Annotated in this window: 16 protein-coding genes; 5 read left to right on the top strand and 11 right to left on the bottom strand. The window is 67.1% G+C overall.

Annotated elements, in window-relative coordinates; all coding sequences use genetic code 11:
- Nucleotides 1-275: 275 nt before the first annotated feature.
- Nucleotides 276-1448 (bottom strand): 4-hydroxybenzoate 3-monooxygenase, encoded by a 1173-nt coding sequence (pobA, locus tag IB236_RS06820; protein ID WP_192419612.1) that lies wholly within the window; start codon nucleotides 1446-1448, stop codon nucleotides 276-278.
- A 103-nt stretch (nucleotides 1449-1551) separates the two neighbouring features.
- Between pobA and IB236_RS06815 the strand changes: the two genes are divergently transcribed.
- From IB236_RS06815 to IB236_RS06805, 3 genes are all read left to right on the top strand, one after another.
- Nucleotides 1552-2433: a helix-turn-helix domain-containing protein gene (locus tag IB236_RS06815; RefSeq protein WP_192419611.1), complete on the top strand. Its 882-nt coding sequence runs from the start codon at nucleotides 1552-1554 to the stop codon at nucleotides 2431-2433.
- Between the two features lie 102 nt (nucleotides 2434-2535).
- Nucleotides 2536-2913, top strand: a complete 378-nt coding sequence (locus tag IB236_RS06810) for a VOC family protein (RefSeq protein ID WP_015012067.1) — start codon at nucleotides 2536-2538, stop codon at nucleotides 2911-2913.
- Nucleotides 2914-2951: 38 nt separating this feature from the next.
- A complete protein-coding gene (locus tag IB236_RS06805; protein WP_192419610.1) occupies nucleotides 2952-3380 on the top strand; it encodes a VOC family protein in 429 nt (142 codons plus the stop codon).
- A gap of 8 nt (nucleotides 3381-3388) precedes the next feature.
- On the opposite strand, the gene IB236_RS06800 is transcribed toward IB236_RS06805, so the two are convergent.
- Nucleotides 3389-3838: an Lrp/AsnC family transcriptional regulator gene (locus tag IB236_RS06800; RefSeq protein ID WP_015012065.1), complete on the bottom strand. Its 450-nt coding sequence runs from the start codon at nucleotides 3836-3838 to the stop codon at nucleotides 3389-3391.
- Between the two features lie 101 nt (nucleotides 3839-3939).
- Here IB236_RS06800 and IB236_RS06795 point away from each other — a divergent pair, with 101 nt between their 5' ends.
- Both IB236_RS06795 and IB236_RS06790 read left to right on the top strand, forming a co-directional pair.
- Nucleotides 3940-4560 (top strand): LysE family translocator, encoded by a 621-nt coding sequence (locus tag IB236_RS06795; protein WP_192419609.1) that lies wholly within the window; start codon nucleotides 3940-3942, stop codon nucleotides 4558-4560.
- Nucleotides 4561-4661: 101 nt separating this feature from the next.
- Nucleotides 4662-5201, top strand: coding sequence for an EVE domain-containing protein (locus IB236_RS06790; protein ID WP_192419608.1), 540 nt, complete (start codon nucleotides 4662-4664; stop codon nucleotides 5199-5201).
- A gap of 407 nt (nucleotides 5202-5608) precedes the next feature.
- On the opposite strand, the gene IB236_RS06785 is transcribed toward IB236_RS06790, so the two are convergent.
- From IB236_RS06785 to IB236_RS06745, 9 genes are all read right to left on the bottom strand, one after another.
- Nucleotides 5609-6307 carry a hypothetical protein gene (locus tag IB236_RS06785; RefSeq protein WP_225580993.1) on the bottom strand — a complete coding sequence of 233 codons (699 nt, stop codon included), beginning with the start codon at nucleotides 6305-6307 and terminating at the stop codon, nucleotides 5609-5611.
- Nucleotides 6308-6481: 174 nt separating this feature from the next.
- Nucleotides 6482-10237: a molybdopterin cofactor-binding domain-containing protein gene (locus IB236_RS06780; protein WP_192419598.1), complete on the bottom strand. Its 3756-nt coding sequence runs from the start codon at nucleotides 10235-10237 to the stop codon at nucleotides 6482-6484.
- Nucleotides 10234-10740 carry a (2Fe-2S)-binding protein gene (locus tag IB236_RS06775; protein ID WP_192419590.1) on the bottom strand — a complete coding sequence of 169 codons (507 nt, stop codon included), beginning with the start codon at nucleotides 10738-10740 and terminating at the stop codon, nucleotides 10234-10236. Before IB236_RS06775 ends, IB236_RS06780 begins: the two co-directional genes overlap by 4 nt.
- 17 nt (nucleotides 10741-10757) lie before the next feature.
- On the bottom strand, nucleotides 10758-11930 hold the full coding sequence (locus IB236_RS06770; RefSeq protein ID WP_082522292.1) for an ABC transporter substrate-binding protein: 1173 nt from the start codon (nucleotides 11928-11930) through the stop codon (nucleotides 10758-10760).
- 120 nt (nucleotides 11931-12050) lie between these two features.
- Nucleotides 12051-12776, bottom strand: a complete 726-nt coding sequence (pncA, locus tag IB236_RS06765) for a bifunctional nicotinamidase/pyrazinamidase (RefSeq protein ID WP_056057733.1) — start codon at nucleotides 12774-12776, stop codon at nucleotides 12051-12053.
- Nucleotides 12777-12851: 75 nt separating this feature from the next.
- Complete coding sequence (locus IB236_RS06760; RefSeq protein WP_192419803.1) at nucleotides 12852-13595, bottom strand: ABC transporter ATP-binding protein; 744 nt, start codon at nucleotides 13593-13595, stop codon at nucleotides 12852-12854.
- Nucleotides 13596-13597: 2 nt separating this feature from the next.
- Nucleotides 13598-14380: an ABC transporter ATP-binding protein gene (locus tag IB236_RS06755; RefSeq protein WP_099731555.1), complete on the bottom strand. Its 783-nt coding sequence runs from the start codon at nucleotides 14378-14380 to the stop codon at nucleotides 13598-13600.
- Nucleotides 14377-16284, bottom strand: a complete 1908-nt coding sequence (locus tag IB236_RS06750; RefSeq protein ID WP_056057173.1) for an ABC transporter permease — start codon at nucleotides 16282-16284, stop codon at nucleotides 14377-14379. Before IB236_RS06750 ends, IB236_RS06755 begins: the two co-directional genes overlap by 4 nt.
- A 167-nt stretch (nucleotides 16285-16451) precedes the next feature.
- A complete protein-coding gene (locus tag IB236_RS06745; protein ID WP_015012054.1) occupies nucleotides 16452-17663 on the bottom strand; it encodes an ABC transporter substrate-binding protein in 1212 nt (403 codons plus the stop codon).
- Between the last annotated feature and the right edge of the window lie 56 nt (nucleotides 17664-17719).

The raw sequence follows: 17719 nt of genomic DNA, 5'->3' as shown, positions 1-17719 counted from the left end.
GTGCGATGCTATCGGGCCTGCTGTGCGGGCGTAAGCATCAGTTCTGCCTAAATTTTGCGTAGCAGATGAATATTGCCGTGCAGGGCGGCAGCATGAAAAGCGGCGTTGGAATGAGGTTCGCATGGAGCCGCAGTGCGCAGACCGTAGGGCGCGCCGCGTGAGCAGACGGAGCGCCGCTTGCACACAACGCCTACCGGGCACACACAAAATAAGAAGCCTGCATGAGGGAACCCCATGCAGGCCTTTGATTGGGTGTCAGTGCTATTGCTGGGTGACTAGAACGGCAACCCCACATAGTTCTCCGCCAGCGACCCCAGTGCCTTCTCGGACGAGAACAGGTACGCCAGGTCCGTGTCCTGCAGCTTCTGGTCGTAGGCCAGCGACTCGGGGAAGGTGTGCAGCATGGTCGTCATCCACCACGAGAAGCGCTGGGCCTTCCACACGCGGGCCAGGGCCTTCTCGGAGTATTTGTCGAGGCCGGTGCTGTCGCCATCCTTGTAGTGCGCGACCATGGCGTGGTACAGGTAATAGATGTCCGACGCCGCGCTGTTCAGGCCCCGAGCGCCGGTGGGCGGCACGATGTGGGCGGCGTCGCCGGCCAGGAACAGGTTGCCGTAGCGCATGGGCTCGGCCACAAAGGAGCGCAGGGGGGCGATGGATTTTTCGATGGAGGGGCCGGTGGTGAGCTGTGCGGCCACCTCGGCGGGCAGGCGGCGCTTCAGCTCGGCCCAGAAGGCTTCGTCAGACCAGTCTTCCACGTTGTCGGTCAGCGGCACCTGGATGTAGTAGCGGCTCAGCACCTGCGAGCGCAGCGAGCACAGCGCAAAGCCGCGTTCGTGCTTGGCGTAGATCAGCTCGGGCGAGACGGGCTTGGTGCGCGAAAGCACGCCCAGCCAGCCGAAGGGATAGACCTTTTCATATTCCTTGAGCACGTCGCGCGGGATGGACTTGCGGCTCACGCCGTGGAAGCCGTCGGCGCCGATGACGAAGTCGCAGTCGATGCGCACCACCTCGTCGCCACTGCGGTAGGTCACATACGGGTTGGCGCTTTTCAGGTCGTGCGGCTGCACGTCTTCGGCGTTGTGGATGACGACGCCCTTCATGCGGTCGCGCGCTTCGTAGAGGTCGCGCGTCAGCTCGGTCTGGCCGTAGACCACTACGGAGCTGCCGCCGCTGTACTTGTGCAAATCGACCCGGTCCATCTTGCCGTCGTGGGCAATGATGAAGCCGTCGTGGATCTCGCCTTCCTTGTCCATGCGCTCGCCGCATTGGGCCTCGCGCATGAGTGCGGCAAAGCCATGCTCCAGCACGCCGGCGCGGATGCGGCCCAGCACGTATTCACGGCTTTGGCGCTCCAGCACTATGGTGTCGATGCCCTTGAGGTGCAAGAGCTGCGAGAGCATGAGGCCCGAGGGGCCTCCGCCGATGATGCAAACCTGGGTTTTCATGGTGTCTCCTGTAGTGGTTGGTGCGTTCATGACATTGATCAAACGGACCGCCCAAAGATACGTGGCACAGTCGCCGCGTTGAATGGACGGATGGAGCCAGAACATGCACTTTTCGAACATCGGAACCATCCACTCGTACAGCCTGTTCGGCGAGTCGCAGCACCTGCCCGACGTGCTGCACTGCGAGACGATTGCAGAGCGGTCGGCGCTACACGACTGGGAGCTGGCGCCGCACCGGCACACGCGGCTGCACCAGGTGCTGCTGATCACCTCGGGTGGGGGCGTGGCGCACTTGGATGGCGAGCGGGTGCCGCTGTTTGCCGGTGCACTCATCAACGTGCCGCAGGGGCATGTGCACGCATTCCGCTTTACGCAGCACACGCAGGGCTGGGTGGCCACGCTGGCCGATGAATTGATGGACGAGATTTTTGTGCGCGTGGGCGATGTGCGGCGCGACCTGGCGCGGCCCGCCGTGGCGCCCGCGCCGCCAGAGCTGCACCAGGCCATGGCACAGGTCTGGCAGGAGTTCTCGGGCCGCGCCAAGGCGCGTGCGCTGGTGCTGCGGGGCCTGAGCGCCACGCTGCTGGGCTGGGTGGCGCGTGCGATGGAAGACCACAGCCCGGACGACACCCACGCGCCAGAGTCCAGCCTGGTGCAGCGGCTGGAGGCGCTGATCGAGGCGCATTTTCTGGAGCACTGGCAAGTGGCCGACTACGCGCGGGCGCTGGCCGTGTCGCCCACGCACCTGAGCCGCGTGGCACGTGCTACCACGGGCGTGTCGGCCCAGCGGCTGATAGAGGCGCGGCTGATGCGCGAGGCGCGGCGCAACCTGGCCTACACCCACCTGGGCGTGGCCACGATTGCCTACACGCTGGGCTATGCCGACCCGGCGTACTTCACCCGCGCCTTCACGCGCGATGCGGGGCTGTCGCCGCGTGCGTTTCGGGCGCAGGTGGCGGCGTCCGCGCCCGCTCCGGCAATGTGATGCGGGGTGACAGGCTGCTGACACTCCGCTGTCAGCAGCCCCCGCTCACCATCGGGGCTTCTTACTTACTTTCGTTCTTTCTTTCACACACAAGGAGCCCCCATGAAAAACGCCATCGCCTGGTTTGAAATCCCCACCACCCAGCTGGACCGCGCCCAGGCCTTTTACGAGGCCGTGCTGGGCCAGCCCATGCGCCGCGAGAACATGGGCCCGAGCGAAGGCGCCGTGTTTGCCTACGACCCCGAAGCCGATGGCGCAGGCGGCGCGCTGATGATGGGCCCCACGGCGCCCCAGGTGTCGGGCAGCGGCACGCTGGTGTACCTGGACGCATCGCCCTCGCTCGACGCCGCGCTGGACCGCGCGGTGGCTCAGGGCGGCCGCGTGGCCCTGCCGCGCCAGGCGCTGCCGCCGGGAATGGGCTTCTTTGCGCACATCCATGACCTGGATGGCAACCGCGTGGGTCTGCACGCGCTGGCTTGAAGCCAGAACGCACCGACGGTCTACGAAAGGAGCACAGCATGGAAGCGCAAGAAATCCACCGGGGCAGGCTGTTTGACCATGTGCAACTGGTCGTGCGCGACCTGGCGGCCAGCCAGGCCTTCTACACGGCGGTGCTGCAGGCCCTGCAGGTGCCCATGGGCGGGGCGGACGAAGGCTACTTCTGGGCCGACGAGCTGTTTGTGTCGTCGGCCGACAGCCCTGCCGCGCAGGGCCACCTGACAGGCCGCCATCACCTGGCGTTTCAGGCCCGGGACCGGGCGATGGTGGATGCGTTCTACCAAGCTGCGCTGGCCCACGGCGGCACCGACAACGGCGCGCCGGGCGAGCGCCCCTACCACCCCGGCTACTACGCCGCGTTTGTGCTGGACCCGGATGGCAACAACATCGAGGCGGTGTTCCATGGCGACGCGCAGCGCAGTGCGGCGTCGGTGAAGATCACGTTCTGAGGGGTGGGTCAGCCCGCCTCCGGGCGGGCCAGGCCGCGCAGCGGGATGGGGGTGGAGAACACAATGGACGTGCGTGTTTCACCATAGCCGTTGATGTCACCCAGAAAGCGCTCCAGATCGGGCAGGTCGCGCGCCACGACCTGCATCACATACGAGTCGTTGCCGCTGACGTGGTGGCATTCGAGCACCTGGGGCGACTGGCGCAGCTTGTCGATCAGCGCCTTCTTGCCGGGCTGCGGCACGTTGATGCCCACCACGGCGCGCACGCCGTAGCCGACCTTGGCGGGGTCGATGTCGGCATGCACGCCGCGCACCACGCCCGCCTCTTGCAGGCGGCGCAGGCGTTCCAGCGTAGCAGGCACCGACAGGCCCACGGCCTCGGCCAGTTCCTTGAGCGAGGCACGGCCATCGGCCTGCAGCGCGCTGATCAGGCGCCAGGCTTTGTCATCCACTTCCATAAAAGCCTTTATCGATTGGCACAGAAAAAACCGAAACCAATTTCTGGATTCGCCGAATTTTCTGCATTCTCCACCGCCCGCCGCCGCCCTAGCATCGGTGCATGGACTTGACCTCAATCACCGTGTTTCTGCAAGCCGCCGTCATCGGCGTGCTCATCGCGGCCCCTGTGGGCCCCATTGGCCTGCTGACGATGCAACGCACCCTGGAGCGGGGCCTGGCAGCCGGGCTGGCCACCGGCCTGGGCGCGGCTGCGGCCGATGCGGTGTATGGCGCCGTGGGTGCCTTCAGCGTGCGCTGGCTCATCGATGGGCTGACGCAGGCCAAGACGCCGCTGGCGCTGGGCGGCGGCGCACTGCTGCTGGTGCTGGCCTGGCGCACCTGGCACGCGCCGGTGGCCCACACCGCAGCCCCGGCCCGCGATGCGCGGGGGCTGCTGGGCCTGGCGGCCGGCACGTTTGCGCTGACGCTGGCCAACCCGGCCACCATCGTGTCGTTCATTGCGGTGTTTGGCTCGCTGGGGGCAGGTCGGCCCAGCCTGCCGTCGCCGCTGTGGATGGTGGCGGGCGTGCTGGTCGGCTCTGCCGCCTGGTGGCTGCTGCTGACCGGCGCGATTGCCTACCAACGGCAGCGCTTTACACCCGCCTGGCGCCAGCGCATCAACCGGGCGTCGGCCCTGCTGCTGGGCGGGTTTGCGCTGTGGCAGTGGGGGCAGCTGGTCTGATGGCTCAAGCGGCGCTGACAGGGATGCTGCAAAGGTACTGACACTGCGGTGTCAGCAGCACGCCCGCACCATCGGTGGCTTCTTTGATCAGGAGCTTTCTCATGACCGACGCCGTGCTGCAACACCCTCTTTGGCCGGATGCCGCGCCTGCGCGCAGCGACATGCCTGTTTTGGCAGCGACCTCTGCGGCCGCCACGCGCCGCAACTGGATCGCCGTGGCCTGCGCCCAGCAGGCTCGCCGGGGCTGCGCCACGCCGGGCGCGGGTTACATGCAGGTGTGCCATGGCAAGGTGGCGCCGCTGCAGCGCATACGCCCCGGCGACCGCGTGGCGTACTACGCGCCCACGGTGACCATGGGGGGCAAGGACCGGCTGCAGGCGTTTGTCTCGATTGGCATCGTGTTGCCGGGCGCGCCGTATGCGTTTGACATGGGCGGCGGGTTTGTGCCGTCGCGGCGGGACGTGGCCTATGTGCCTGCACGTGGGGCGGCGATTGCGCCGCTGCTGGACGCGCTGGAGTTTGTGGACGACCGCCAGCGCTGGGGCAGCAAGTTTCGCTTTGGGCTGTTTGCCGTCAGCGACCACGACATGCGCCTGATTGCGCAGGCGATGCAGGCCGAGCTGCAGTTACTACATTTTTGATAGCTATTCAGGCAATCAGTACTAGCGCATCCGGCCCAAAAGGCTTCAAAAGGGCTCCGAACAGCCCGCAGGCAAGCGTCAGCACACCGCCATCAGCGTGTCCACCACCCGGCGTTGGGCGGCGGTCAGGGCGGCATAGCCTTCACGCAGCAGTCGCAGCACGATCGCGTGGATTTCAATTTCGCTAGCGGGCATGGTCTTCTCCTTGAACGGCAACAGTGGGCGGCCGCCGCAGGGGCTGGCCGATGACATGGGCGCCTGCCACGACAAAAAGAGGCGGGCGCCCGGGCCTGCCCCACCATGGACCAAGCCCCGATGCCACTGTGCCGAGGAGGCGGCGCAGGCGGTGGCGCGATAAACGGGGAAGTTCGCGGGCTTTTTGGCGCGCCGCTCTGCAGCCAAAAAGCCTAGGGCGCCGTGGCCCCGGGCACGTAGGCGTCGATGACCGGCGGCTCGCTGTCCCCCGCAGCGGTGCGGGCCAGCTTGAGCCAGGTCCAGGTCTCCACATCGGGCGCGTCGTAGCTGCCGTAGGACTGCCCGCCCCACGAGAAGTACGAGCCCTTGTTGCCCGTGCTGAGGGTGCGCTTGCCCACGGCCAACCCGCCATCCTTGAGCAGCGCCAGCCTGAACCCTTGCAGCACGCCCGAGGCCCCAGGCTCCTTGTCCGGCGACACGGTCTGCGGGACCAGGTCGAGCATGCCGGAGCTGCAGCGGGCCTGCGCGCCGCTGTAGGTGACGAGGCTCCACTGCCGGGTGAGCGAGGTGCGCACGTTGCGCGCGCGGTTGACGGTGCGCGTGCGTAGCGTGGTTTCGCCGCGCTGCTGCTGCACCCAGACCTGCATCTCGGCCGAGCCGGTGAAAAACGGCAGGCTGCCCCGCACGCCAGCGGGCTCCACCGGCGGCCAGGCGTACACGCCTTGCAAGGACGGGCAGCCGAACCAGCTGCTCTGCACCGGGCCAAACGCCGGAGGCGGCTTGGGCGACCCCTGCACATCCGGCCCGCAGGCCGTGAGGGCCAGGCAACACAGGGCCAGCGTTGCGGCCCCGCCGATGCGCCGCACGCGCCGGTGCGGGGTGCGCAAGGCGCTGTGCGATGGCAAAGACATGGCAGGTGTCATGGTGTCTGGACGGTGGTGCAGCCCGATTGTCGGGCCGAACACTGCACCTGCGGTCGCTCTATTTTTGATAGCAGTTTGCGCTTATTCCACTAGCGCCTCAGCACCAAAAGGCTCCAAAACCGTGTTGACGATCACCCAAAGGGGGTCTGCAGGATCGCCAGGCTACGGATGTGCAGGCCCCGCCCGCACACGGGCCAGCGCCTCGGGCACATCGCGCCACGCCGGGCGGCCGGGGGCGTAGCGCTGGCGCATGTAGCCCGCCAGCTCGGTGATCTGCGCGTCGCTGAGCGCGTGGCCAAAGCCGGGCATGAAGCCGATGTCCCGCGCAGCGGGCTCGCGGATGCCGTTCACGATGACCTGCAGCAGGTTGTCGGGCCGGTCGCTGTGCAAGTTGCTGTTGAGGGCCAGGGGCACGTTCACGCCCAGCAGGCGCGGGCCGTCGCCGTCGTGGTGGCAGGCGGCGCAGGCGCCGTCGAACAAACGCTGGGCCTGGCCGGGCTGCGGGGCCAGCGCAGCGGCCTGGGCCACAGCGGTTTGGGCGCGCTGCTGCGGGTCAGACACTGGCAGGGTGGCTGGCTGGGTAGCCGCGTCCGTCGCGGTGAACGAGGCCAGGTAGCCCGCCATGGCGCGGATGTCGTCGTCGGGCAGGTGCGCCAGCTCGCGTACCACGGGTGCCATGGGGCCGGAGGCGCTGCCGTGCTGCGGGCTGTGGCCGTGGCGCAGGTAGCCGTACAGCGCATCGGCCGTCCAGGGCACGGGCGCCTTCGACAGGCCGGTGAGCGCAGGCGCCTCCCAGCCATCCACCATGGTGCCCGAGAGGAACGCAGCCCCGCCCAGCTCGGCCCCCAGCGCATTGCGCGGCGTGTGGCAGGCGCCGCAGTGGCCCACGCCCTGCACCAGGTAGGCGCCGCGGTTCCATTCGGGCGGGCGGGTCGGGTCGGGCTTGAACGGGGTCGCGTCGTGGAACAGCGCGTTCCAGCCCGCCATGAGGGGGCGCACGCTGAACGGGAAGGCCAGCTCGGTCTTCGGCACCTCGGCCCGCACGGCAGGCTGCGCCATCAGGTAGGCGTACAGCGCGGTCAGGTCGTCGTCGCTCATCTTGGCGAACGAGGTGTAAGGGAACGCAGGGTACAGGTGTTTGCCATCGCGCGAGATGCCTTCGCGCATGGCGCGCTGGAAGGCGCTGAAGGACCACTGGCCGATGCCGGTCTCGGCGTCGGGCGTGAGGTTGGTGGTGTAGACCTTGCCGAATGGCGTTTCCATGGCGCGGCCACCCGTGTTGGGCGTGCCGCCGGGGGCGGTGTGGCACACCGCGCAGTCGCCCGCAGCGGCCAGCAGGCGGCCCCGCTCGATGGTGCCGGCGTTGTAGACCGAGGCACCCGCCGTCTGCACCACGGGCGCGATGGAGGGGCGCCAGCCCAGCAGCGCTGCACCCATGGCGATGCCACCAGCGGCCAGGGCCAAGGCACGTGCCCAGGGGCTGCGTTTTGCGGGCCATGTGGCGCTGGCGGGCACGGTGGGTGCGGGCAGCTCCAGCGTGGGCAGTACCTCGGCCTGCTCGGTGGGTGCGGTGCTGCCTGCAGCCGCCTCGCCTGCGCCGCCGGGCAAGGGGTTGAGCCCGGCGCGCACCACCTCGGGCGTGAACGGCGGCGCACGGAAGCGCACGCCGGTCGCATCAAAAATCGCGTTGGCGATGGCCGCCGTGCCCGGCACTGACGACGACTCGCCGGAGCCCAGCGGTGCCTCGTCTTGCCGGGGCATGTGCATGACCTCGATGACGGGCACCTCGCGAAAGCTCAGGATGGGGTAGCTGCCCCACTCGCGGTTGTCCACGGCCTGCTTGACGGGCTCGAACGTCACCTGCTCCTTGAGCGCGCGGCTGGTGGTCTGCAGCACGTTGCCGTGCACCTGCTGCTCCACACCGGCGGGGTTCACCATCAGGCCCGCGTCGTGCCCCACCACCACGCGGCGCACATGCACCTCGCCGGTCTTTTTGTTGACCTCCACATCGGCCACCCAGGCCGCCCAGGCGGCGCCAAAGCCGGGCCACTTGCTGTGGATGTAGCGGGCATAGGCAAAGCCCTGGCCTTGGACCCACTCACCTTTGTTGTCACCCTCCAAGGGGCGCTGCTGCGGGCCGGTGCGGCGAATCCAGCCCGCCTTTTCGGCCGTGGCCTGCACCAGTTCGGCGGCGCGCGGGTCGTTCAGCAGCTGCAGGCGAAACTGCACCGGGTCCACACCCGCAGCAGTAGCCAGTTCGTCCACATACGACTCGTGCGCAAACGAGTTGGGCAGGGCCGACACGCCGCGCAGCCACGACGCGCGCACGATGGGCGGCATGTCGTTGACGGCCACGCGCAGGTTGTCGTACTGGTAGGGCGGGCGCGCGGTGCGGTCGCCCATCTCATAGGCCTGGGCCACGGGCTCGATGGTGCGGGTGAGCAGCAGGGCCAGCGTGGGCGCGCCGTTGGAGGGGTAGGACGTTTCGAAGTCGTACGCCGCCACGGTGCCATCGGCCTTGAGGCCGCCGCGCACCTGCATGAGCTGGGCTGTGCCCTTGGGCTCCCACAAATGCTCTTGCTCGCGCGTGAGCTGCACGCGCACCGGGGCGCCCAAGGCGCGCGAGAGCAGTGCCGCATCGGCCGCTACATCGTCGGCACCGTTGCGGCCATAGCAGCCTGCGGCCTCCATGCGGATGAGGTCGATGTCCACATCGGCCAGGCCCATCAGGCGGGCCAGGTCGGCGCGCAGCACATGGGGGTTTTGGGTGCCCGCCCACACCGTCATGCGCGGGCGGCCTGTGCTGTCATCACTGCGCCATTCGGCCACCGCGCACGATGGGCCGATGGAGCCATGCATCTGGTAGGGCCACACATAGGTGCGTGGCATGGGCTGGCCGTCGGTAGACAGCGCGGCCAGGGCGCCCTCCACATCGCCCTCGTCCACCAGGCGGCGCTGCGTGGCGGGGTTGGCGCGAATGGCCTGTTCCAGCGCCTCGGCGCTGTCCTGGCGCGGGAAGCCAGGCCAGTCCTTCCAGCGCACTTTCAGCTCGCGCAGCGCCTGCTCAGCCTGTTCCTCGCGCTCGGCCACGATGCCCACAAAGTCGCGGATCACCACCACGGCGCGGATGCCGGGGATGTGGGCGATGGACTGCTGGTCCACCGATTCGAGCGTGTTGCCGATGAAGTCGCCATGGTCGGCCCCCGCATACGGCGGGCGCACCACGCGGCCGTGCAGCATGCCGGGCACGCGCATGTCGTGCACAAACACCAGCTCGCCACTGACCTTGGCGGGGATGTCCACGCGTGGCACGGACTGGCCGACCACGGTGTAATCGGCGGCGGCCTTGGTGGGCGTGGTGTCGGCCAGCTCCAGCGTGGTGTGTGCGCCCGCCAGCAGCGCGCTGTAGGCCACGTGGCGCGACGGGTCTGCAGTGATCTGCACCACCCCGGCGCGCACCTGCAATGCCTCCACCGGCACGCCCAGCCGCTCTGCGGCCTGCGCTACCAGCCAGTGGCGCGCCTGCGCGGCAGCGGTGCGCAGGGGCTTGGCGTGGATCTGGATGGATGCACTCGCGATGGTGGCGCCCTGGTTGGGCGCGCGTGTGGTGTCGCCCAGCACCATGTTCACCTGGGTCAAGGGCACGTCCAGCTCTTCGGCCACGATCTGCGCGAGTGCGGTGCGGATGCCGGTGCCCAGGTCCACATGGCCGTTGAGTGCGGTCACGCTGCCGTCGTCCCACACGGCGACCAGTATCTCCACGCCCTCGGCCGGGTTGCCCGCCACCAGGGCGGGCTGGCCCTTGACGGGCGGTGGTGCGGGCGGCGGGTTGCGCACCACCAGCAGCACGCCCTGGGCGGCATGGAAGTCGGCGCGGGTGAGCGGGCTGTGGGCGCGCAGGGATGGAGGCGTGTTCATGCCTGGGCCTCGCGCATCAGCTGGGCCGCGCGCAGCACGGCGCGGATGATTTCGACATGCGTGCCGCAGCGGCACAGGTTGCCCGACAGCTCGCGGCGTACGGCTGCTTCGTCGGGGTCTGGATTGCGCTCCAGCAGGGCCACGGCCATCATCACCATGCCATTGAGGCAATAGCCGCATTGCGCGGCCTGTTCATCCACAAAGGCTTGCTGCACCGGGTGAAGTCCCTCGGTAACGCTGCAACGCCGGGGCAACCCCTCCAGCGTGGTCACCTCGCGGCCTGCCACGCCCTGCGCCGGGATCACGCAGGACCGCGCGGCAATACCATCCACCAGCACCGTGCAGGCACCACACTGCCCCAGGCCACAGCCGTATTTGGGGCCGTTGAGCGACAGGTCGTTGCGCAGCACGTGCAGCAACGTGGCGCTGGCCAAAGTGCTTTGCGGCAGGGCAAACGGCTGGCCATTAACGACGACCGGGGAGAGTGAAGCGGGCGCGTGCATGTCTCGGTGGTTTTTTCTCAGCGTCGCAGCGACCCGCTGCGCGTGTACATCTCCAGGTCCACAAAGTTGGAGCCATTGTGGTTGCCCGGGCCGTACACCAGCGGAAAGTCGCCGATCTTGGTGGTGCCCATGTCTTCCATGGCCTTGATGAAGCCTTCACGCGTGAGCGCTTTGCCTGCGCGCTTGAGGCCCTCCACAAACACACGCGCGGCGATATAGCCCTCCAGCATGGTGTAGCTGTCGATCTTTTCGCCCGCGTCCGCGCGGTCCTTGCGGTAGTCGGCCACGATGGCCAGGCGGCTGGCCTGCGGCGACGGCACGATGCTGGCCGTGACCAGCCCTTCGATGCCGCCGTTCAGGCGCTGGGCCGACCCCGGTGCGTCGGTGATGCCCACCGAGATGGTGTACAGCGGCGACGCCGCGCCCGCCGCCCGGTAGTCGCGCAGGAACACCTCCACCATCTTGCCCGCCATGATCATCACCACCGCGCCCGGCTGGGCCTTGGTGAGCTGCGCCACCTGGGGCTTGGCGTCGGTGGCGGCGATCTCCATGGGCACGGAATCGACCACCTTGACCTTCAGGCCCTGAGCGATCTGCAGGCAGGTGTCGAGGTTGGATTTGCCAAACGCGCTGTTCTGGTAAATGACGGCAATGTTGTTGATGCCCAGCGTGGCGAGGTGGCCCACGATCTTGCGCAGCTCGGTCTCGTAGCTGGCGCGCACGTGGAACAGGTAGCGGTTGTGCGTGGTGCGAAACGAGGTGGTGCCCACCAGCGGCGCGAACATGGGCACGCCCGCCTTCTCTGCCAGGGGCATGGCGGCGATAAGGTTGCCGGTGGCCACGTAGCCGATCAGGGCGAAGACCTTGTCTTCGTCAATGAGCTTGGCCGTGTTCTCGGCGGTCTTCTTGGGCTCGTACGCGTCATCGTGCGACACCAGCTCCAGCGTGCGCCCCTGCACGCCGCCGGTCTTGTTCACCTTGTCGAACGCCAGCGCAATGCCCGCCTTGTAGTCCACCCCGAAATCCTTGGCCGGGCCGGTGAACACGGCCGATTGCCCCACCTTGATGCGGGTGTCCGTCACCCCGGTCTCGGCAGCAGCCGGGCCCGCGGCCCCCAGAGCAGCGGCGGCCAGGGCCGTCAGCACCACACGGCGGTCGATGCTGCCCTCCTCCATCCCACGACATTTCATGAAACGCTCCTTACATCAAAGGCGCAAGTTTCCCTGCAAGCGGAGCGGCTGCGCAACCATTTCTGCGGGGTGTTGTGAATCCGTCAAACCCCGGCGCCGAAGCACCGGGGCGGTGCGCCGTCAGGCGACATCGATGTCGCTGGACTGGATGCGTTTGACACCCTTGGCCTTCATGTTTTTCCAGGCTGCGTCGAGCGATCCGTTGAGGTCGATGGCGCGGGTCGCATCTTCGACCACATAGGTTTCGAAGCCCAGGCGTTTGGCGTCCAGCGCCGTCCACGCCACGCAGAAGTCGGTGGCCAGGCCGGTGACAAATACGGTCTTGATGCCACGCTGCTTGAGGTAGCCCGCCAGGCCGGTGGAGGTCTTGCGGTCGGCCTCTTCAAAGGCCGAGTAGCTGTCCACATGCTGGTGAAAGCCCTTGCGCAGGATCACCTGGGCCTTGGGCACCTGGAGGTCCTTGTGCAGGGCGGCATCGTCGGTGCCCTGCACGCAATGGTCGGGCCACAGCACCTGCTGGCCGTAACTCAGCTTGGTGGTTTCAAACGGCTTCTTGCCCGCGTGAGCACTGGCAAAAGAGGCGTGGCCCTGGGTGTGCCAGTCCTGCGTGACCACCACGTTTTCAAACGCTGTGGCAATGCGGTTGATGACGGGCACCACCTCATCCCCCTTGGCCACGGGCAGCGTGCCGCCGGGGACAAAACAGTTCTGCACATCGACCACGATGAGCGCCGCTCGCTCACCGGGTTTGATCTTGCCTGCCGCCCAGCTGGCGGGGAAGCTGGCCCCGGCCACGGTAAGCGCGGCCGATTGAAGAAGAAAGCGACGACGTTGCGCAGTTTGCATGGTGAACACTCCGGTTGGGAACGCACTGACACATCGGCCATGGCCCGGTAGGGCCAGGGCCGGGGAACTTCTGCTTCACACGCTGAGGTAGGCGCGCCGCACCTCTTCGTTGGCGGCCAGCTCTTCCATGCTGGCCTGGTAACGGATCTGGCCCTTTTCGAGCACATAGGCGCGGTCGGAGACCAGCTCGGCAAAGTGCATGTTCTGCTCGGACAACAGGATGCTCACGCCCTGCTCTTTCAGCTCCAGGATCATGTGCGCCATCTGCTCCACGATGACGGGCGCCACACCTTCAGAGGGCTCGTCCAGCAGCACCAGGTAGGGGTTGCCCATGAGCGTGCGGGCCACGGTGAGCATTTGCTGTTCGCCGCCGCTCATGCGCCCACCGGGGCGCTGGGGCATCTCGCCCAGGTTGGGGAAGAGCTTGAACAGGCGCTCGGGCGTCCACACCGGGGCGGCTGTGCCGTCGGGCCAGGTGCGGGAGGGTTGGCGGCCCACTTCCAGGTTCTCCATCACCGTGAGGTCGGTGAACACGCGGCGGTCTTCGGGCACAAAGCCCAGGCCCAGGCGGGCAGCGTCGTGCGGGTCGGTTCTGGACAGGTCCTTGCCCATGAACTGGATACTGCCCTTGCGCTTGGCCAGCATGCCCATCAGCGTCTTGAGCGTGGTGGATTTGCCTGCGCCGTTGCGGCCCATCAGCGCAACCACTTCGCCCCGGCGCACGTCCAGGTCCACGTCGTACAGGATTTGCGCGGCACCGTACCAGGCCTGCAGGCCCTTGGCCTGGAGCAGCAGTTCTTTGGGGTTGTGGGTCGTCATGGTCATGCCGCCTCCGCATTGGCTGCGGCTTTCTTCTCAAACGTCTTGCCGGTGCCGAAGTAGACCTCCTGCACCTTGGGGTGGTCGCGCAACTCCAGCGGCTTGCCCTCGGCAATCAGCCGCCCGCGCGCCAGCACGATCATGCGGTCCGCATAGGCAAACACCACGTCCATGCTGTGCTCGGTGAAGAGCACGGCCATGTTGCGGTCGATCACCAGCTGCTTGGTCAGCGCCATGAGTTCGTTGCGCTCCTTGGGCGCCATGCCGGCGGTGGGTTCGTCCATGAGCAGCAGCTTGGGAGCGTTGGCCATGGCAATCGCCAGCTCTACGCGCTTCACATCGCCATAGGCCAGCACGCTGCAGGGCCGGTCGGCCTGCGACTTCATGCCCACCTGGTCGAGCAACGCCAGGGCTTCTTCGCGCTTGTGGTCGGCAGCCCTGCGCCACATGGAGAACAGCAGGCCGTCGTTGGAGATCAGTGCCATCTGCACGTTCTCCACCACCGTCAGCGATGCAAAGGTTTCGGCGATCTGAAAGGTGCGGCCCACCCCCATGCGCCAGATGTCGCGGGGCTTGCGGCCCACCAGCTCCTGGCCGTTGAGTTGGATGGAGCCTGCATCGGCAGGCAGCTGGCCGTTGACCATGTTGAAGGTGGTGGACTTGCCCGCGCCGTTGGGGCCAATCAGCGCCAGCAGCTCGCCAGCCGCCAGTTCGAAGTGGATGCCATCCACCGCCTTGACGCCGCCAAACGATTTGCCCAGACCGGTGACTTTGAGGAGGCTCATGCTGCGCCCTCCTTGGTGTTCTTGGCGTCGCGCATGTTGTCAAAAATCTGTTTGATGGTGCCAGCGATGCCCTGCGGAAACAGCAGCACCAGGATGAGGATGATGGCGCCCAGCATGGCGCGCCAGTAGTCGGTGTTGCGCGCCACGGTGTCGTGCAGCCAGGTGAAGGTGACCGCGCCCACCACGGGGCCCGCCAGCGTCTGGATGCCACCGAGCAGCACCATCACCAACCCGTCCACCGATTTGCCCACGGCCAGCGACTCCGGCGAAATGCTGCCCTTGGAGAACGCATACAGCGCCCCTGCCAGCCCTGCAGCCGTGCCCGCCACCACAAACGCCGCCCACTGCATGCGCTTGACGTCGATGCCGATGGCGTCGGCGCGCAGCACAGAGTCGCGCCCCGCGCGCAGCGCATAGCCAAACGGCGAGAACAGCACGCGGCGCAGCCACCACACCCCTGCCCCCACCAACGCCAGCGTGAGCCAGTAATACATGCGCTTGTCTGCCAGCCAGGCCGCAGGCCACACGCCTGTGAGGCCGTTGCTGCCCCCCGTGAAACTGTCCCACTGGTAGGTGATGGCCCAGGTGATCTGGGCAAAGGCCAGCGTCAGCATGGCCAGGTACACACCCGACAGCCGCACCGCAAACCACCCGTAGACAAACGCCCCGGCCGCCGCCACCAGCGGCGCCACCACCAGTGCGATCTCCATCGGTAGCCCGAGCGAGCGCACCAGCAGGGCCGCGCCATAGGCGCCCAGCCCGAAGTAGGCGGCATGGCCGAAGGAGTGCATGCCCGCAGGCCCCATGATGAAGTGAAGGCTGGCCGCAAACAGCGCTGCGATCAGCAGGTCAATCAGCAACACCGTGGTGTACGGCGACTGCGCGGTCAGCAGCGGGGCTGCCGCCAGCAGCAGGCCCAGCACGGCGGCCGCCACCAGGTAGGCCCTGCCAGGCCGACGCAGCGGCTCCTCCTGCATGCCCACGTAGCGGCTGGGCGCCTGCGGCCTGCCGAACAGGCCCCACGGGCGCCAGACCAGCACCACCGCCATCACCAGAAAATCCACCACCAGGGTCAGCTTGGAAAACGACACACTCAGGCCAAACACATCGACCACACCCAGCCAGATGCAGATGGCCTTGATCTCGGAGATCAGCAGGGCGGCGGCGTACGCGCCCGGAATGGAGCCCATGCCACCCACCACCACCACCACGAAGGCAGCACCGATGGTGTGCAGGTCCATCTCCAGCGTCGCGGGCTCACGCGGCAGTTGCAGTGCGCCACCCAGCCCGGCCAGCATCGCGCCCAGCGCAAACACGGCCGTGAACAACCAGGCCTGGTTGACGCCCAGGGCGCTCACCATCTCGCGGTCTTGTGTAGCGGCACGCACCAGCGTGCCAAACCGGGTGCGCGTGAGGAGCAGCCAGACCGCACCCAGCACCAGCGGACCGACCACGATGAGGAACAGGTCGTAGCTGGGAAACTGCCGCCCGAGCAGGCTCACGGAGCCTGAAAGGCCCGGCGCGCGCGGGCCCAGCAGTTCGTCAGGGCCCCAGAGCCACAGCACGGCGTCCTTGATGACCAGCACCAGTGCAAACGTGGCCAGCAGCTGGAACAGCTCGGGCGCCTTGTAGATGCGGCGCAGCAGCACCACCTCGATCAGCGCCCCCAGCACGCCGACGATCAGCGCGGCCAGCGGCAAGGCCACCCAGAAGCCCAGGGCACCGCTCAGGCGCTCGACCAGCGAGTACGCGACGTAGATGCCCACCATGAAGAACGAGCCATGGGCAAAGTTCACGATGCGGGTGACGCCAAAGATCAGCGACAGACCCGCCGCCACGAGGAACAGCGACGACGCGCTCGCCAGCCCGTTGATGAGCTGGACGATGAAACCCGAAAAACTCATGTTCGAAAAACCCTCAAGTCATCACCACCCGTGTTGCGCATCGCTCGCAGCACATGAAAGAAGCCAGGCGCGCCCCCGCCAGCGCCACCAGAAATCCGGCTGCGCCGGACTGCCGGTAGCGTCTGCTGGGACCGAGGCGCAGCAGGCGCCTCAGACTCCTAGGGGAATCAATCAGCGCTTCGTGACTTCTTCACGTCGGCAGCGGACGGCTGGTACTTGGCATCGGCGCCATCCAGGTAGACGTAGTCCACCATCACGCCCTTGCCGCCTTCGTTCTTGGTGCGGCCAACAAACGCGCCCATGGTGGCCTGGTGGTCTTCAGGACGGTAGGTGATCTTGCCGAACGGGGTGTCTACCTGCAGACCCTTGAAGGCTGCGACCAGCTTGTCGGTGTCAGTGCTCTTGGCTTTGGCAATACCGGCTGCAGCCGACTTGATCATGCTGTAGCCCACCACCGAGCCCAGGCGCGGGTAGTCCTTGAACTTGGCCTGGTATGCCTGCTCGAACGCCTTGTGTGCGGGGGTGTTGATGCCGTACCAGGGATAGCCGGTCACCAGCCAGCCGTTGGGGGCCTCGTCTTTCAGGGGGTCCATGTATTCGGGCTCGCCCGTCAACACGCTGACCACCTCGATGCCCTTGAAGAGGCCGCGCGTGTTGCCTTCGCGCACGAACTTCGACAGGTCCGCGCCAAACAGCACGTTGAAGACGGCGTCGGGCTTGGCATCGGACAGCGCTTGCACGACGCTGCCGGCATCCACGCGGCCCAGCGGTGTGGCTTGCTCAGCCACAAACTCCACGTCGGGCTGGGCGGCCTTGAGCAGTTGCTTGAACGCCGCCACGGCAGACTGCCCGTACTCGTAGTTGGGGTAGACCACGGCCCAGCGCTTTTTCTTCATCTTGGCGGCCTCGGGTACCAGCATGGCGGCCTGCATGTAGGTGCCGGGACGCAGGCGGAAGGTGTACTGGTTGCCACCCTGCCAGGTCATCTTGTCGGTCAGCGGCTCGCCCGCGAGAAAGAAGAACTTCTTCTGCTTTGCAAAGTCGGCCACTGCGAGGCCGGTGTTCGACAGGAAGGTGCCAGCCAGCACATCGACCTTCTCGCGCGACACCAGCTCTTCGGCCACGCGAACAGCGTCGCCGGGGTTGGCGTTGTCGTCGCGCGTGATCAGTTCGATCTTCTTGCCATTGACGCCGCCCGCAGCGTTGATCTCATCGACCGCCAGCTCCATGCCTTTCTTGTAGGGCTCCAGGAAAGCGGGCTGCGCCTTGTAGCTGTTGACCTCGCCAATCTTGATCACGCCCTGGGCAAAAACAGGGGCCAGGGTAAGGGCCAATGCAGCCGCAGCCGTGGCACGCATGAGGTTTCGTCGCATCGTCATGGGGAGACTCCTGAAGGATGGTTGGAGAGAGATCGAACGGGGGTGAGACAGGACAG

This window comes from Acidovorax sp. ACV02 (assembly GCF_014851475.1).
Lineage (GTDB): Bacteria > Pseudomonadota > Gammaproteobacteria > Burkholderiales > Burkholderiaceae_C > Acidovorax > Acidovorax delafieldii.
This window is presented reverse-complemented; position numbering and strand designations above follow the sequence as displayed.

What these genes read in the sequence shown, in the direction of transcription:
- pobA (WP_192419612.1), bottom strand. Translation starts at nt 1,448, where the DNA reads ATGAAAACCCAGGTTTGCATCATCGGCGGAGGCCCCTCGGGCCTCATG.
- IB236_RS06815 (WP_192419611.1), top strand. Translation starts at nt 1,552, where the DNA reads ATGCACTTTTCGAACATCGGAACCATCCACTCGTACAGCCTGTTCGGC.
- IB236_RS06810 (WP_015012067.1), top strand. Translation starts at nt 2,536, where the DNA reads ATGAAAAACGCCATCGCCTGGTTTGAAATCCCCACCACCCAGCTGGAC.
- IB236_RS06805 (WP_192419610.1), top strand. Translation starts at nt 2,952, where the DNA reads ATGGAAGCGCAAGAAATCCACCGGGGCAGGCTGTTTGACCATGTGCAA.
- IB236_RS06800 (WP_015012065.1), bottom strand. Translation starts at nt 3,838, where the DNA reads ATGGAAGTGGATGACAAAGCCTGGCGCCTGATCAGCGCGCTGCAGGCC.
- IB236_RS06795 (WP_192419609.1), top strand. Translation starts at nt 3,940, where the DNA reads ATGGACTTGACCTCAATCACCGTGTTTCTGCAAGCCGCCGTCATCGGC.
- IB236_RS06790 (WP_192419608.1), top strand. Translation starts at nt 4,662, where the DNA reads ATGACCGACGCCGTGCTGCAACACCCTCTTTGGCCGGATGCCGCGCCT.
- IB236_RS06785 (WP_225580993.1), bottom strand. Translation starts at nt 6,307, where the DNA reads ATGTCTTTGCCATCGCACAGCGCCTTGCGCACCCCGCACCGGCGCGTG.
- IB236_RS06780 (WP_192419598.1), bottom strand. Translation starts at nt 10,237, where the DNA reads ATGAACACGCCTCCATCCCTGCGCGCCCACAGCCCGCTCACCCGCGCC.
- IB236_RS06775 (WP_192419590.1), bottom strand. Translation starts at nt 10,740, where the DNA reads ATGCACGCGCCCGCTTCACTCTCCCCGGTCGTCGTTAATGGCCAGCCG.
- IB236_RS06770 (WP_082522292.1), bottom strand. Translation starts at nt 11,930, where the DNA reads ATGAAATGTCGTGGGATGGAGGAGGGCAGCATCGACCGCCGTGTGGTG.
- pncA (WP_056057733.1), bottom strand. Translation starts at nt 12,776, where the DNA reads ATGCAAACTGCGCAACGTCGTCGCTTTCTTCTTCAATCGGCCGCGCTT.
- IB236_RS06760 (WP_192419803.1), bottom strand. Translation starts at nt 13,595, where the DNA reads ATGACGACCCACAACCCCAAAGAACTGCTGCTCCAGGCCAAGGGCCTG.
- IB236_RS06755 (WP_099731555.1), bottom strand. Translation starts at nt 14,380, where the DNA reads ATGAGCCTCCTCAAAGTCACCGGTCTGGGCAAATCGTTTGGCGGCGTC.
- IB236_RS06750 (WP_056057173.1), bottom strand. Translation starts at nt 16,284, where the DNA reads ATGAGTTTTTCGGGTTTCATCGTCCAGCTCATCAACGGGCTGGCGAGC.
- IB236_RS06745 (WP_015012054.1), bottom strand. Translation starts at nt 17,663, where the DNA reads ATGACGATGCGACGAAACCTCATGCGTGCCACGGCTGCGGCTGCATTG.